Here is a 14837-nt window from a genome sequence, read left to right as displayed (position 1 = left end):
TAAAATTGCGGGATTCCCACCACGATTCCCCGCCACGTGAGCGCTCCCACCGCATCCTCTTCCGGCCCCGTTTCCATCCGCCAGGCCGACCTGATCCAGTCCGTCGCCGACGCCCTGCAATACATCAGCTATTTCCATCCGGCCGACTACATCCGCAATCTCACCGCCGCCTACGAGCGCGAGGAATCGCCGGCCGCGAAGGACGCGATGGCGCAGATCCTGGTGAATTCGCGCATGTGCTACGAAGGCCATCGCCCGATCTGCCAGGACACCGGCATCGTCACCGTGTTCCTGAAGATCGGCATGGACGTGCGCTGGGACGACGCGACCATGGGCGTCGAGGACATGGCCAACGAAGGCGTGCGTCGCGCCTACAACGATCCCGAGAACAAGCTGCGCGCGTCGGTGCTGGCCGATCCCGCCGGCAAGCGCCGCAACACCGGCGACAACACGCCGGCCGTGGTGAACGTCAGCGTCGTGCCCGGCAATACCGTGGAAGTGATCGTCGCGGCCAAGGGCGGCGGTTCGGAAGCGAAGTCGAAGTTCGCGATGCTCAATCCCTCCGATTCGATCGTCGACTGGGTGTTGAAGACGGTGCCGACCATGGGCGCCGGCTGGTGCCCGCCGGGCATGCTCGGGATCGGCATCGGCGGCACCGCCGAGAAGGCGATGCTGCTGGCCAAGGAATCGCTGATGGAGCCGATCGACATCACCGACCTGCAGGCGCGTGGCGCGTCGAATCGCGCCGAGGAATTACGCCTCGAGCTCTACGACAAGGTCAATGCGCTCGGCATCGGCGCGCAGGGTCTCGGTGGCTTGACCACCGTCCTCGACGTCAAGGTCAAGGACTATCCGACCCACGCCGCCAATCTTCCGGTGGCGATGATCCCGAACTGCGCGGCGACGCGCCACGCGCATTTCGTGCTCGATGGCAGCGGTCCGGTCACGCTTGATCCGCCGTCGTTCTCCGACTGGCCGCAGATCGCCTACGACGCCAGCAAGGGCCGCAAGGTGAATCTCGACACCGTGACCAAGGAAGAGATCGCCTCCTGGCAGCCGGGCGAAACCCTGCTGCTCAACGGCAAGCTGCTGACCGGTCGCGATGCCGCGCACAAGCGCATGGTCGACATGCTCAACAAGGGCGAGGCATTGCCGGTCGATCTCAAGGGGCGCTTCATCTATTACGTCGGACCGGTCGATCCGGTGCGCGATGAAGTCGTCGGCCCCGCAGGCCCCACGACCGCGACGCGCATGGACAAGTTCACCCGCCAGATGCTGGAACAGACCGGCCTGATCGGCATGGTCGGCAAGGCCGAACGCGGTCCCGCCGCGATCGACGCCATCCGCGACAACGGTGCCGTCTACCTGATGGCGGTCGGCGGATCGGCCTATCTTGTTTCCAAGGCGATCAAGGCCGCCAAGGTGCTGGCCTTCGAAGACCTCGGCATGGAAGCGATCTACGAATTCGAAGTGGAGGACATGCCGGTCACCGTCGCCGTCGATAGTCGCGGCAGCTCGGTCCACCAGACCGGCCCGCGCGAATGGCAGGCGAAAATCGGCAAGATTCCCGTTGCCGTCATTTGACGCGACGTGGTCGCGTAACCCGTCGTCATCCATCCAGGAGCAGGGCATGTTCATCAGTCACATCGTGCTGGGCGCCAACGACATCGAGGCCGCCAGGAAGTTCTACGACGCCACGCTCGCTGCGCTGGGCGTGCCGGCTGGCGTGATCGATGCCAGGGGGCGGCTGGTGTACCAGTACGACGGCAACCGCTTCGTGATCACCAGTCCGGTCGATGGCCAGCCCGCCACCCACGGCAACGGCACCACGATCGGATTCCTCGGCACGTCGCCCGCGGCCGTCGACGATTGGCACGCGGCGGGAATCGCCAATGGCGGCACCAGCGTCGAGGATCCGCCCGGCATCCGTCACGGCACCGAGAACCGCGTGCTCTACCTGGCCTATCTACGCGATCCTAGCGGCAACAAGCTGTGCGGCTTCCATCGCATCAGCCCGCCCTGAGCTGTCTAGACAAATTTTTCTAGACAAACAGTTCTAGATGGCGTAGGGTGCCCGTTATCGCATCCAACGGGCATCACGATGGGCATCGGCAGGCGGCTTCCCAAACCCACTCCGGCGGAACTGGAGTTGTTGCGTACGCTGTGGGCGCTCGGCCCATCCTCGGTGAAGCAGGTGCACGAGGCGCAGCAGCGCGAGCGTCCGGACCTGGGCTACGCAAACGTGCTGCGGCTGATGCAGATCATGCATGGCAAGGGGCTGCTCAACCGCGATGAAAGCCAACGCTCGCACGTGTATTCGGCAGCGCAGAAACAAGGCTCGATGCAGACGAAGCTGCTCGACGATTTCATCCACAAGGCATTCGCCGGTTCCGGCAAGGACCTGGTGCTGGCCGCGCTTCGCGGCGACAGCGTGAGCGATGCCGAACGCGAGGAAATCCAGCGCTTCCTGGAGGAGACCCGCAATGACTGACCTCGTTTCCGCGGATGCGATCGCCGCGTTGGTTCCGTTGCTGGCCGCCACCTTGCTGCATTTCCTCTGGCAGGGCGCGCTGATCGGCGCATTGGCGTGGATGTCGCTGCTGGCCTTGCGTTCGGCCCGCCCGCAGGCGCGCTATGCGGTCGCCTGCCTGGCATTGCTTGCCTGCCTGATTGCGCCGGTGCTGACGTTCGCGAAGCTGTATGTCGCAAGCATCTCCACGTCGACGCCGGCAATTTCGTTCGCATTCGCTGCTGCCGGGTCCGCTGATCCGGTGCAAGCCGGAATCCCGCTGTTGGCGTCGCTGCCATCGCCCACGCATCCCATGTTCGCGTGGATCGTCGCGGCGTGGGCGACAGGCACCACCGTGTTTGCCCTGCGCATGGCCTCCGGCCTGTGGTGGGTGCGCCGCTTGCGCACGCGTGCCGCATGCGCAGATGCACGACGCTGGCAGGCCTGCGCGGATGCATTCGCGCAAGGGTTCGGAATACGCCGGCGGGTCACGGTGCGCATGATCGAAGAGGGCGACAGTCCGCTGTCGGTGGGGTGGTGGAAACCGATGGTGCTGTTGCCGGCCGCCATCGCCGCAAACATGCCGGTGCCATTGCTGGAAGCCCTGGTCGCGCACGAACTCGCGCACATCCGCCGCCACGATTACCTGGTCAACCTGCTGCAGGGTGCGATCGAAGCGCTGCTGTTCTATCACCCGGTGGTGTGGTGGCTGTCGCGGCGCATCCGCATCGAACGCGAACTGGTCGCCGACGATCTCGCCGCAGGCCAACTTGGCGACCCGCGCCGCCTCGCCCTTGCGCTTTCCGAACTCGACCGCATGAACATCGCGCGGTCGCCCCTACCCAACTTCGTACCCGCGCAAGCCGCGCATGGAGGTCAGCTCATGTCCCGCATCAAGCAATTGCTTCGCCCCGAACGTCGCACCGTCGGCAGCGCCGTATTGGTGCCGGTTGTCGGCATTGTCGCCTTGGGCATCGCCGTCCAGGCCTACGCCAAATTCGATACGCATGCGCAGCCGCAGGAGAGCGGCAGTGTTGCTGCATCCGCGCCTGCGCCATCGCCGGCACCCAAGGTCGCTCCGGTGGCGGTCACCACCAAGAAGATCGCAACCGCTCGCGACAATACCCGTGATGGTTACGCGCTGGTGCACAAGCGGGATGGCAAGCTGACGCTCACCGGCAATTCCGTCGATTCGCGCGACATCGACGACACGACCCGTGGAATCGCAGGTGATTTCATCTGGTTCCGCAAGGACGGCAAGGCTTACGTCGTGCGCGATGCCGCGACGCTGGCCCGCGTGGAGCAAGCCTGGGCTGCCCTGGAGCCCCAGCAGGCGAAGATCCGCGACCTGCAGGCGCAGATGGCGCCGCATCAGCAGGAAATCGAGGCACTCGGCAAGCGCATGGATGGCATGCAAGTGAAGGTGGCGCAAACGCCGGAGGCGCGCGACGAAGAACTCAAGATGCAGAAGCTGGCCGAAGAGCAGCGCGAGTTGGCGGAACAGCAACGCAAGCTGGCGATGCAGCAGGTGCAGGCGAGCGACGCGCAGCGCGATGCGCTGAATCGCCAGATGCAGCAGCTTTCCATGCAGCAGGACGCGTTGAGCAAGCAGATGGAGCGTCATTCCGTCGCGCTGCAGGCCCAGCAGAGCGGCATGCAGGCCGAGAGCGCGAAGATGGACGCCATCGCCCGCGAGATGGACGCTGCCGCCAAGCCCATGGACGCCATCGGCAAGCAGATGGATGCCGTAGGCAAGGAAATGGAGCAGAAGGCTCGCATCATCGACAAACAGGTGCGCGCATTGATCGACGAGGCCGTGCAGAACGGACTGGCGCAACCGGCGCCCTCCCGGCAATGACGGCATCATCCGGGCGGGCTTGACGCCCGGATAACACTTCGCTGCGCATGCTTCGCTCCGACCGATGCCGGAGCGAAGCTGTGACAGCGATGCCCAACGCCTTGCTTGCCGCAGGCACCCCGGCGCCGGATTTCACCCTCCATGCCACGCCCGACCAGACGCTGTCGCTGGAGGAATTGCGTGGCGCGCCGGTGGTGCTGGTGTTCTACCCGGCGGACTGGAGCGCCGTCTGCGGCGATGAACTGGTGGTGTTCAACCAGGCCTTGCCGCTCATCCGCAAGCAGGGTGGCATCGTGCTCGGCATTTCCGTCGACAGTGCGTGGTGTCACCAGGCGTTCGTGAAGGATCGCAACCTGCATTTCGATCTGCTTGCGGATTTCGAACCCAAGGGCGCGGTCTCGCGTTTGTACGGCGCCTACGACGAAGTGCATGGATGTTCCAAGCGCGCGCTGTTCGTCATCGACGCGCAGGGCAGAATCGCCTGGAGCTACCTGTCGCCGACGGCGATCAACCCCGGCGCCGATGGCGTGCTCGATGCGCTCGACCAACTGGCCAAGGGTCTTTCGTCGACCTGACCACCGCCTTTCACGCTGTCACCCAAGGAGACGCCATGTCCGGTTTGCGCATTCCCGTCAGCGACAAGGACCATATCGAAGGCGGTGCCGCCGCGGCGGTGACGGTAGTGGAATACGGCGACTACCAGTGTCCGTATTGCGGCGACGCCTATGGCATCGTCAAGCAGGTGCAGCGGCGCTTCGGCGATCGCATGCGCCTGGTGTTCCGCAACTTCCCGTTGACCGAGATCCATCCGCAGGCGATGGCGGCGGCCGTCCTCGCCGAGTACGCGGCGACGCAGGGCAAGTTCTGGCAGGCGCACGATGTCCTCTACGAACACCAGCGGCAACTCGGTGGCGAGCTCTACATCGCCATCGCGCACTCACTGGGATTGCCGGGTGACGGCGTGCGCGAGGCGTTCGAATCCGGCGACTATGCCGCGCGCATCCAGGACGACATGGATGGCGGCATCCGCAGCGGAGTGAACGGCACGCCGACGTTCTTCATCAATGGCACGCGCTTCGAACCGCATCGCGGCTTCGATGAGCTGTTCGATGCGGTGCAGGCGCAACTCGACGCCGTTCGCTGACCGGTTCGGGGCTCAGTACCACTCCAGCAGCGAGATGCCGAAGCCGACGTAGGTCGCGCGGTGGTTGTAGTCGATCATGCTTTCGCCGTAACCGTCGAACAGCTGGAAGTGGCCGCGCAACTGGCGCGAGATCGGGAAGCCCCAGTCGAATTGCATGGCGCCGTGGGAGCGGTCGCCGCCGCGCAATGAATGCCGCGCCGTCAGCGAGAATTCGTTGCGGCCCACGGTGTGCACGATGGTCATGTCGCCACGGCCCATGTAGTCCTGGATGTCCGGGTTGTCGTCCTTGCCGCGGCTTTCGGGAATGCGGAACCACGGCCGGAACATCACCGACCAGTTGTCGCGATCGAAGCCGATGTTCGTCATCACCCGGTTCCAGCTGCGCGACAGCGGGTCGGCGCGGCCGTTCGACTGGTGGTTGACGCCGATGCCGGCCAGCCGGCCCTTCCATCCGGCGATTTCGTAATTGGTGCGGAACACCAGCAGCACTTCGGGTTCGTAATTGGTTTCGCGGAACGGGCGCGAATTGCCCGAGTTGTAGACCTGCCAGCGCGAACTCTGGGTGTAACCCATCCACACGTCGCCGTTGTCGCCGAACAGGTTCTCGATCGCCTTGGTCTTGAAGCTGAGCTGGAACTTGGCCTCGATCTTCTGCAGGTCCTGCGGCGTGGTCACCGTGTTGTTCGGATTGGGCGAGTGCGGCAGCGTGTTGGGATGGTTGGTCCAGAACGCCGGCAGCAGATACACCGGCTTGTAGGCGCGGAAATTCCAGGTGCCGAGCTTGGAGTTCTTCGCGAGCTCCCAGCGACTGTCGAGCAGCGAGCCCTTGCCGGCGTTGGCGATCGCATCGTCCGTCTCCGAGGCATACAGGTCGCTGCGCGGACTTGCCGCGCGTTCCGCGGCGCGCGCGGCTTCCTGCTGCTTCGCCTGCGTGGCGGCGGCATCGGCGGCCGCCGGCGTGGACGTGCCGCGCTTTGCGACCGTGTCGTAGCAGGCGAGGCGATCCTTGTCGGATTCGATCGCGGTGCAGGCGCTGATATCCGATTGCGTCGATGGCGCCGCCTGCGCATGCGCAGGTGCGTGGGCCAGCGAAGTCGCGATGGCCAGGATGGCGAGGGCAGGTGTGCGGGTCATCACTCGGTGGCCTTCGAATCGAGCAGGTTGTGTCCATCTTCCGCGGCATGGGCATCCTGCACCGATGCATCGAGGGTGCGATCGGCGGAGGTGTCGCGCGACTGGTGGATTTCGTGGGCGGCAGCTGCGTCGATGCCATCGTCCTCGCTGCGGACCAGGCGGATCGACTGCACCGGGGACGGCGGCACGATGCCGGCCTTGCGCAGCGTCCGCCGCACCTGGCGCATCGCTTCGCTGCGCGTCTTCGAAAGATCGTTGTTGCGCTGGTCGATCCAGCCGAAATACTGCATCGTCGCGCCGTCGTTCGAAATCTCCTTGATCAGCGCGGTCGGCGAGGGATCGCCGAGCACGCCGTCGACGCCACGGATCGCCGCGATGCCGATGTCCATCGCGTCGTTCCACGAGCTGCGGGTATCGACCACCGTGATGAAATCGAAACGGCGGCGCGGATTGCGGGTGAAGTTGGTCAGCACCGACTTGAACACCAGCGCGTTGGGCAGCTGCAGGTTCAGGCCATCGGCGGTGATCAGCACGGTCGCGCGCGAAGTGAGCGCGACCACGCGTCCTTCGTTGTTGTCGATGCGCACGGTGTCGCCGGGCGCGAACGGCTGGCGGATCGACAGCAGGATGCCGGAGACGTAGTTCTCCGCGATGTCCTTGAAGGCGAAGCCAAGCACCAGGCCGACCACGCCGGCCGATCCCAGCACCGCGCCGACCAGCGAGGTCGCGCCCAGCAGGTCGAGCGCGATCAGCACGCCGCCCAGCACTACCAGCGTCTTGACGATGTTGCGCAGCAGGCCATCCATGTACGGGTTGTGCCGGCTCAGGCGCTTGAGCAGGCGCATGCGTCCGCTGATGAATCCGCCCAGCCACGCCGCGATCGCCACGATCAGGATCGCGACCACCAGCAGCGGCAGGTTCACGACCAGTCGCACCAGCTTGCCCTGCAACTCGTCCAGCGCACTGCGGAAACGCACCGACAGGTCCGGATCCAGCGTGATCTCGTTGTCGACCTGCTTGACCCCGCTGATGCCGCCGGCGATGTCCGCGGCCGCCTTGCGTTGTTCGGGCTCGAGGACCTGTCCGCTCAGGGTGATCACGCCGCCTTCGGCGCTGGCGCGAATGCCGCGCAAGGCCGGTTGGGCGTTGAGCAAGTGCGCGATCTGGCGCTCGAGATGGGCGTCGCTGGGGACGGACTGCGCTGCAAGGGGAAGCGACAGCGCCAGCAGCAGCGCGAACAGGAAGGTGCGGAAGCGGATCATCGTCATGTCGGTATTTTGCCGTCGCGGTCAGTGCGCGGGCCACCACCAATCGACGGCGAACAGCCCGAGCATCAATCCGGCGATGGCGAGCTTGAGCGCGATCCCCAGCGCGATGCCGAGCCAGGTGCCGATGCCGATCTTGGTCGCGGCCCCGAGGTCCGCCTGCGTCAGGCTGCGCCGATGCAGCAGTTCACCCGCCAGTGCGCCGACGAAGGGGCCGAGGAAGAGCCCGATCGGGAAAAGCACGAAGCCGCCGACCAGCATCCCCAGGGCGGCGCCGATGGTCGCCATGCGGCTGGCGCCGAGCCGTTTCGCGCCGTGCGCGGCGGCCCAGTAGTCCACCACCAGCGAGACCAGGGTGAGCAGGCCGAGCACGACCAGCATGGCCGCCCCGACGTGTTGGAAACCGTCCGCCCAGGCCGAAATCAGCAGTCCGGCGAACACCAAAGGCAGGCCGGGGAGGGCCGGCAGGACCACTCCAACCAGTCCGGCGATCACCAGGATTGCCGCAACTAATTGATAGATAAAGGAATTGTCGATATTCATCAGGTCTAAGCCGGTTTGGCGCCAATGTCAAGAATGTGATTGATTTTTAACGAAAGCGGAGTTACCGTGCGCTTGCTGAGTTTCAAGGGTCACCGTGAATCGTGGCCCGCCGGTGCGCCAGATCGTGTGATTTGCCATCGTTGCCCGTTCCTCCTTGCGACCAGCATGACTCGCTAATAACGTTACAAGGAGCAACACCGATGTCGAACCGCGAAGTTGGAACCGTCAAATGGTTCAACGATGCCAAGGGCTTTGGCTTTATCAGCCGCGAAAATGGTGAGGACGTGTTCGTGCACTTCCGCGCCATTCAGATGCCCGGCTTCAAGAGCCTGAAGGAAGGTCAACGCGTCAGCTTCACCGTCGTCCAGGGCCAGAAGGGCCTGCAGGCCGACGCCGTCGAAGCCGCGTAAGCAACCGACGCATCAAGCAATATGGAAAAGGCCCGCGCAAGCGGGCCTTTTCTTTGCCTGGCAAAAGGCGATAGTGCTCAGCGTGCCCAGGCGCGTCCGTTGGTGACGCGTACCGGCGTTCCTTCCTGGATGCCGTTGACGTCGGACTGCGACACCGTCACGAAGCGGCCGTCGTCCATGCGCACGGTGACGTTGTACTGGTTCTGGTTGCGATTCTGGATCGCGTTGCCGACCACTGCGCCGGCCGCTGCGCCGGCAACCGTCGCCACGTTCTTGCGGTTCTGCTTGTCGGTGTTCTGCTTGGCGATCTCACGGCCGGCAACCGCGCCGACGATGCCGCCGATGATGGCGCCGGTGGGTGCGTTCGAACTCGATCCCGAACCCATGTCGATGCGGGTGACGACGCCGCAATCGCTGCAATAGCCCTGATTGTAGCCACCCTGGTTATAGCCGCCATTGCCATACCCGTTGTTTCCGTAGCCGTTGTTGCCATAGCCAGGACCGGTGGTCGCGCATGCGCCGAGGGTCAGGGCCGCGCCGCTGGCGAGGAGTGCGTTGCGCAGGTTCATGTCGATCTCCAGTGGGGAAGGGAAGGCGTGCACCGATCATGGCGAGGTCCTCGTGAATGGGCTGGAAACCGCAAAAGAAAACGGCGCCGAAGCGCCGTTTTCGTCAGCCAGTGTTCACCGCCGTGCAGGCGGCGTCACGGGTCACTTGTTGAAGTCGTCGTGGCAGGCCTTGCACTCGTCGCCGATCATCGCGACCGTCTGCTTCAGGCCCTCGCAACTCGTCGGCGGCGAAGCCAGCGATGCATCGATCACCCTGCGGAAATCGCTGGCGTGCTTGACGAAGCGGTCATCCTTCGCCAGGTCCGGGAAAGCGGCTTCGAGGTCGTCACCCATCCGGCGCAGCGTTTGCAAGTTCGGAATGGTGTCGGTGGCGGCGCAGCGGTTCTGTTCAAGGTTGCGCTTCAAGACCGACATGTGGAATTTCTGCACGGTCATGATCGCCTTGGGCAGGTGATCCTGGCGCGCCCGCAGCGCATTGCCGATCATCACCGTGGCGACGATACCGAGGACCAGACCGATCGCCCAGACGAAGAAATAACGCATGCTTGCGGAGCCGCTCTTGGGGGAATCGGGGGTGGGTGTGGACATCGGTGCATCCCTCCTTGTTGATGTGGCCGAACCTTAACATGGCCGCCCGGCAGTTCGGCCATCGGTAAAATGTACGGATGAACGATTTGCGGGAACGGTTCGGCGGCATCGACCGCCTCTATGGCAGCGGTGCGCTGCAACGATTCGATGCCGCCCGCGTGGCGGTGGTCGGGATCGGCGGCGTCGGCTCATGGGCGGTCGAGGCGTTCGCGCGCAGCGGCATCGGCCACATGACCTTGATCGACGCGGACGATCTCTGCGTCTCCAATACCAACCGCCAGTTGCCGGCGCTCGAGGGCGCATACGGGCAAGCCAAGGTCGAAGCGATGGCCGCGCGCTGCCGCGCGATCCACCCGGACATCCGCATCGATGCGGTGCAGTCGTTCCTGACGCCGTCGAACATGGAGGAACTGCTCGGGGGCGGCTTCGACCTGGTGCTCGATGCCTGCGACAGTTTTCGCGCCAAGGTCGAACTGATCGCGTGGTGCCGTCGCCGCAAGCAGCCGATCATCACGGTGGGCGCAGCGGGCGGGCGCAGCGATCCGACGCAGGTACGGGTGCGCGACCTGTCGCGGACGGAACACGACGCGATGTTGTCGCTGATCCGCAAGAAGCTGCGCGGCGAGTTCAATTTCCCCAAGAACCACGCGCGTTATTTCGGAGTGCCGGCGGTGTATTCGCTGGAGAACGTGCGGTATCCGCAAGCCGATGGCAGCGTCTGCGGCGTGCGGCCGCAACTCGGCAAGGACGATGCCTTGAAGCTCGATTGCGGCGCCGGCCTCGGTGCGGCGACGCACATCACCGGGACGTTCGCGTTCGCGGCGGTCGGCAAGGCGTTGGAGATGTTGCTGAAGACTAAGGGCTGAGACGCAACAGCCGCATCGCATTCGCCGTCGTGGCGGTGGCGATGGCTTCCGGTGATTCGCTGCGCAATTCCGCGATCGCTGCAAGGATCGCGGTGAGGCGCTCGGGTTCGTTGCGCTGGCCGCGCCAGCCTGCATCGGGCTGGTCGGGCGAATCGGTTTCCAGCACCAGCTGTTCCAGGGGCATCGTCGCGACCAGCCCTCGCAAACGCTGCGCGCGTTCGTAAGTCACCGGTCCGCCGATGCCGAGCAGGAAGCCCATCTTCCACAACTGCTCCGCCTGTTCGGCGCTGCCGGCAAAGCTGTGGACGATGCCGCGCAATCCGCCGACTTTCTTCACGCTGGCGATCACCGCATCGACCGCGCGCCGTGCATGCACGACCACCGGAAGATCGAATTCGCGCGCGAGCCGCAGCTGGGTATCGAAATAGAACTGCTGGCGCTCGCGATCGAGCGTCTCGACGAAATAATCCAGGCCGATTTCGCCGACGGCCACGCAACCCGGATCCTGCAGCCATTCGCGCAACTGGTCGAGATGCTCGGGGCGATGGTCGTCGAGATACATCGGATGCATGCCGTAGGCGGCATGCAGTTCACCCGGAAACGCGGTGCAGACATCGCGCAGGTGCGGCCAGCCGGCAGCCGAGATCGCCGGCACCAGTTGTCCGACGACGCCCGCGCCGCGGGCGCGGGCCATGACTGCATCGCGATCGGCGTCGAAGACGTCGACATCGATGTGGCTGTGCGAATCGAACAACGCCACGACGATCAGCGGCGCGTGGCGGTGCCCTCGACCGGCGGCGTGGCGTTGCCGGCCTGCGGCATGCCCGGGTCCTTCTTCTTCATTTTGGCCAGGAGCAGGGTGCCGAGGCCGAGCAGGATGTCGTCCCACGGCACGAAGTTGGGAATGGCGAGGTCGACCAGGAACAGCAGGCCGACGATCAGGAACATCTTGGGATGGCTGAGGCGGGACAGCCAGCGCAGGAAGGGGGCGAAGAAGAAGTGGCGCATCGGTCGGGTTCCATCCAATGGCGGGATGGCGTCACCGTATCAGGTCGATTCTGCAATCGCACGGCTGAGAATGAATGGGGGCTGCATGTTTATCGGGCCGTCAGTCGGCATAGGCCGAAAGTCACGCCTCCGTTCAGGTGCGCTGAGGTTAGATGGCTCCATCGACAGGCGGGTGGTCCGCCGTTAGGGAGATGACGATGAACATCGACAACAAGCTTCTTGGTGTCGGACTGGGCGCGCTGCTGGTGGGTGGTGGCGCTGTCGCCGCGTATCACGCCGCGACCTCGCAACCGTCCGCTCCGGTCACGGCAGCAGCTGCCACCGCGCAGCCGCAGACGCCTGCGGCGACGCCGACGATGCAGCCAACGGCCGCCGACAGCGCCAGCGATGCCGTGCATGGCCAGGCCGCGAACAACGCCACGAATGCGGCGGCGGACTATGCGCCGATCACCAACGTGCATCAGGTCAGCAGCAAGGCCACCAAATACGCCACCGTGCTCGACGTGACGCCGGTGAACGACAAGATCGCCCAGACGACGCCGCGCCAGGAGTGCAAGGACGTGGTGGTGACCGAGAAGGCGCCGACCAAGGATCCGCACAACATCACCGGTTCGGCCATCGGTGCCGTGGTCGGTGGCCTGGTCGGTCATCAGGTGGGTGGCGGCAAGGGTCGTGACCTGGCGACGGTGGCCGGTGCGGTCGGTGGTGGTATCGCCGGCAATCGCATCCAGAATCGCCGCCATGAAAACGCGACCGTGCAGCGCACCGATCACCAGTGCACCACGGTCAACGACACCAGCTACACCAACAAGCTGATCGGCTACGACGTGACCTACCGCAACCCCGACGGCAGCGTCGGCAAGCAGCGCATGAGCAAGCGCCCGGGCTCGCGCATCGCCGTCGGCACCGGTACCCAGACCGTCGGTTACGACGTGACCTATCGCTACGAGGGCAAGGACAAGGTGGTCCGCCTCGATCAGAAGCCGTCGACCGACCGCTTCCCGGTGGTGGATGGCCGCGTGGTGACGCGCCTGTAAGCGCATCCGACAGCACGAAGCAAGGAACGACGGGAGCCGCAAGGCTCCCGTCTCCGTTGTGGCGGGGCGGTAGAATGGTCGGCTTCATCCATCGCCCCCGGTATCGCTCCCATGGCTGCTGCCCTGAATCCCTACGACCTCTACGACGTCCGCTCCCTGCTGAGCGAGGAGGAACGCGCGGTGCAGGATACGGTGGCGCGCTTCACCGACGAGCGCGTGCTGCCGATCATCGGCGAGTGCTTCGACAAGGGCGAATTCCCCAAGCACCTGATTTCCGAGATGGCCGAACTCGGCCTGCTCGGCGCGACCCTGCCGGAGGAATACGGCTGCGCCGGCCTCAACAGCGTCAGCTACGGCCTGATCTGCCAGGAACTGGAGCGCGGCGATAGCGGCATCCGCAGCTTCGCCAGCGTGCAGTCGTCGCTGTGCATGTATCCGATCTACGCCTACGGCAACGAGGAGCAGCGCAAGCAGTGGCTGCCGCAGATGGCCGCCGGCAAGGTGATCGGCTGCTTCGGCCTGACCGAGGCGCATGGCGGTTCCGACCCGGCCAACATGAAGACGATCGCCAGGAAGGACGGCGGCGACTGGGTGATCAACGGCGGCAAGATGTGGATCACCAACGGCAGCATGGCCGACATCGCCATCGTCTGGGCCCAGACCGACGACGGCATCCAGGGCTTCATCGTCGAGAAGGGCATGAAGGGGTTCGATGCCCAGACCATCAAGCACAAGATGAGCCTGCGCGCGTCGGTGACCTCGGCGCTGTTCTTCGACAACCTGCGCGTGCCCGATTCCAGCCGCCTGCCCAACGTGAAGGGCCTGAAGGGTCCGCTGGGCTGCCTGACGCAGGCGCGCTACGGCATCACCTGGGGGCCGATCGGCGCGGCCATCGCCTGCCTCGACGAAGTGCTGGCCTACACCAAGGAACGCGTGCTGTTCGGGCGTCCGGTCGCGGCCACGCAGGCGGCGCAGTTGAAGATGGCCGACATGGCGCGTCGCATCACCGCGGCGCAGCTGCTGTCGCTGCAGCTCGGCCGTTTGAAGGACGCCGGCAAGATGCAGCCGACGCAGGTGTCGCTGGCGAAGTGGAACAACTGCCGCATGGCGATCGACATCGCGCGCGAATGCCGCGACCTGCTCGGTGGCGCCGGCATCACCACGGAACACTCGGCGATCCGTCACGCGCTGAACCTGGAATCGGTGATCACCTACGAAGGCACGGAAACCGTGCACCAGCTGGTGGTCGGCCGCGAGCTGACCGGCATCAATGCTTTTTGAGAGCGCCGTTCTGACCGGACGATCGCGATGAGTGCAGCCTCCGAACATGCCGACTGGTTCGCGCGCCTGCGCGAGGGCGCGCCGCAGGTCGAAAGCGAACGGCTGATCCTGCGCATTCCCGAGATCGCCGATTACCCGCGCTTCGCCGAGATGTTCGCCGACCCGGCGACGCACCACATCGGCGGACCGCTGGCGCGCGGCGATGCCTGGCGTCGTTTCCTGCAGATGCCGGGGGCGTGGTTCACGCAAGGGTTCGGCATGTTTTCGGTGATCGAGAAGTCGTCCGGGCTGTTCATGGGTCAGGCGGGCCCGTGGTTCCCCGATGGCTGGCCCGATACCGAGGTCGGTTATGCATTCCACGCCGACGGACGCGGCAAGGGCTATGCCACCGAGGCCTGCACGGCCGCCATCGATTGGGCTTTCGAGACGCTCGGCTGGACGAATGTGATCCAGTCGATCGACGCCTCCAACATCGAATCGCAGAAAGTCGCGCAGCGCCTCGGCGCGCGCAATATCGGCCGTGGCGTCTATCCGCCGCCGCTCGATACCCATCACATCGAAATCTGGACCCAGACGCGCGAGGAATGGTTCGCGCGCAGGGCAGGGGTCGATCCATCCAACTGAT

At 65.0% G+C, this 14837-nt stretch carries 18 protein-coding genes; 11 read left to right on the top strand and 7 right to left on the bottom strand.

Annotated elements, in window-relative coordinates; genetic code table 11:
- The first annotated feature begins 36 nt into the window (after positions 1 to 36).
- The 6 genes from ABE093_RS02395 (at position 37) to ABE093_RS02370 (ending at position 5511) form a co-directional block, all read left to right on the top strand.
- Complete coding sequence (locus ABE093_RS02395) at positions 37 to 1584, top strand: fumarate hydratase (protein WP_430759254.1); 1548 nt, start codon at positions 37 to 39, stop codon at positions 1582 to 1584.
- 46 nt (positions 1585 to 1630) lie between these two features.
- Complete coding sequence (locus ABE093_RS02390; RefSeq protein WP_430759253.1) at positions 1631 to 2023, top strand: VOC family protein; 393 nt, start codon at positions 1631 to 1633, stop codon at positions 2021 to 2023.
- 78 nt (positions 2024 to 2101) lie between these two features.
- Positions 2102 to 2491, top strand: coding sequence for a BlaI/MecI/CopY family transcriptional regulator (locus ABE093_RS02385; protein WP_430759252.1), 390 nt, complete (start codon positions 2102 to 2104; stop codon positions 2489 to 2491).
- Complete coding sequence (locus ABE093_RS02380; protein WP_430759251.1) at positions 2484 to 4367, top strand: M56 family metallopeptidase; 1884 nt, start codon at positions 2484 to 2486, stop codon at positions 4365 to 4367. Before ABE093_RS02385 ends, ABE093_RS02380 begins: the two co-directional genes overlap by 8 nt.
- Positions 4368 to 4456: 89 nt before the next feature.
- On the top strand, positions 4457 to 4942 hold the full coding sequence (locus ABE093_RS02375; RefSeq protein WP_430760061.1) for a redoxin domain-containing protein: 486 nt from the start codon (positions 4457 to 4459) through the stop codon (positions 4940 to 4942).
- Positions 4943 to 4977: 35 nt separating this feature from the next.
- Positions 4978 to 5511, top strand: coding sequence for a DsbA family protein (locus ABE093_RS02370; RefSeq protein ID WP_430759250.1), 534 nt, complete (start codon positions 4978 to 4980; stop codon positions 5509 to 5511).
- 12 nt (positions 5512 to 5523) lie between these two features.
- Here the strand turns inward: ABE093_RS02370 and ABE093_RS02365 are convergent, their stop codons facing one another.
- The 3 genes from ABE093_RS02365 to ABE093_RS02355 are packed head-to-tail and all read right to left on the bottom strand — an operon-like array spanning position 5524 to position 8447.
- Entirely contained in the window at positions 5524 to 6645 is a 1122-nt protein-coding gene (locus tag ABE093_RS02365) for a phospholipase A (RefSeq protein WP_430759249.1), read from the bottom strand.
- Positions 6645 to 7913, bottom strand: coding sequence for a BON domain-containing protein (locus ABE093_RS02360; protein WP_430759248.1), 1269 nt, complete (start codon positions 7911 to 7913; stop codon positions 6645 to 6647). The genes ABE093_RS02365 and ABE093_RS02360 overlap by 1 nt, the downstream gene beginning before the upstream one ends.
- A 21-nt stretch (positions 7914 to 7934) precedes the next feature.
- On the bottom strand, positions 7935 to 8447 hold the full coding sequence (locus ABE093_RS02355) for a DUF456 domain-containing protein (protein WP_430760060.1): 513 nt from the start codon (positions 8445 to 8447) through the stop codon (positions 7935 to 7937).
- A 206-nt stretch (positions 8448 to 8653) separates the two neighbouring features.
- Here ABE093_RS02355 and ABE093_RS02350 point away from each other — a divergent pair, with 206 nt between their 5' ends.
- Complete coding sequence (locus tag ABE093_RS02350; protein WP_103075443.1) at positions 8654 to 8863, top strand: cold-shock protein; 210 nt, start codon at positions 8654 to 8656, stop codon at positions 8861 to 8863.
- A gap of 77 nt (positions 8864 to 8940) precedes the next feature.
- Here ABE093_RS02350 and ABE093_RS02345 read toward each other — a convergent pair whose 3' ends face one another.
- Positions 8941 to 9432, bottom strand: coding sequence for a glycine zipper 2TM domain-containing protein (locus tag ABE093_RS02345; RefSeq protein ID WP_430759247.1), 492 nt, complete (start codon positions 9430 to 9432; stop codon positions 8941 to 8943).
- 141 nt (positions 9433 to 9573) lie between these two features.
- The gene (locus ABE093_RS02340) at positions 9574 to 10020 is read right to left on the bottom strand and encodes a hypothetical protein (protein WP_430759246.1); all 447 of its coding nucleotides are present in this window, start codon (positions 10018 to 10020) and stop codon (positions 9574 to 9576) included.
- A 77-nt stretch (positions 10021 to 10097) separates the two neighbouring features.
- On the opposite strand from ABE093_RS02340, the gene ABE093_RS02335 reads away from it, so the two are divergent.
- On the top strand, positions 10098 to 10886 hold the full coding sequence (locus tag ABE093_RS02335; protein ID WP_430759245.1) for a tRNA threonylcarbamoyladenosine dehydratase: 789 nt from the start codon (positions 10098 to 10100) through the stop codon (positions 10884 to 10886).
- On the opposite strand, the gene ABE093_RS02330 is transcribed toward ABE093_RS02335, so the two are convergent.
- Together ABE093_RS02330 and ABE093_RS02325 are read right to left on the bottom strand one after the other, a co-directional pair.
- Positions 10876 to 11646, bottom strand: coding sequence for a TatD family hydrolase (locus ABE093_RS02330; protein WP_430759244.1), 771 nt, complete (start codon positions 11644 to 11646; stop codon positions 10876 to 10878). The genes ABE093_RS02335 and ABE093_RS02330 overlap by 11 nt on opposite strands.
- Before the next feature lie 5 nt (positions 11647 to 11651).
- A complete protein-coding gene (locus ABE093_RS02325; RefSeq protein ID WP_430759243.1) occupies positions 11652 to 11894 on the bottom strand; it encodes a DUF6116 family protein in 243 nt (80 codons plus the stop codon).
- A gap of 197 nt (positions 11895 to 12091) precedes the next feature.
- On the opposite strand from ABE093_RS02325, the gene ABE093_RS02320 reads away from it, so the two are divergent.
- The 3 genes from ABE093_RS02320 (at position 12092) to ABE093_RS02310 (ending at position 14836) form a co-directional block, all read left to right on the top strand.
- Positions 12092 to 12931 carry a glycine zipper 2TM domain-containing protein gene (locus tag ABE093_RS02320; protein WP_430759242.1) on the top strand — a complete coding sequence of 280 codons (840 nt, stop codon included), beginning with the start codon at positions 12092 to 12094 and terminating at the stop codon, positions 12929 to 12931.
- Positions 12932 to 13042: 111 nt separating this feature from the next.
- Positions 13043 to 14212, top strand: coding sequence for an acyl-CoA dehydrogenase family protein (locus tag ABE093_RS02315; RefSeq protein ID WP_430759241.1), 1170 nt, complete (start codon positions 13043 to 13045; stop codon positions 14210 to 14212).
- A 27-nt stretch (positions 14213 to 14239) separates the two neighbouring features.
- Positions 14240 to 14836 carry a GNAT family N-acetyltransferase gene (locus tag ABE093_RS02310; RefSeq protein WP_430759240.1) on the top strand — a complete coding sequence of 199 codons (597 nt, stop codon included), beginning with the start codon at positions 14240 to 14242 and terminating at the stop codon, positions 14834 to 14836.
- The last annotated feature ends 1 nt before the right edge of the window (position 14837 follow it).

This window comes from Solilutibacter silvestris (assembly GCF_050574925.1).
Lineage (GTDB): Bacteria > Pseudomonadota > Gammaproteobacteria > Xanthomonadales > Xanthomonadaceae > Solilutibacter > Solilutibacter silvestris_A.
The sequence above is the reverse complement of the archived record's forward strand: the minus strand, read 5'-3'. Positions and strand labels throughout refer to the sequence as shown.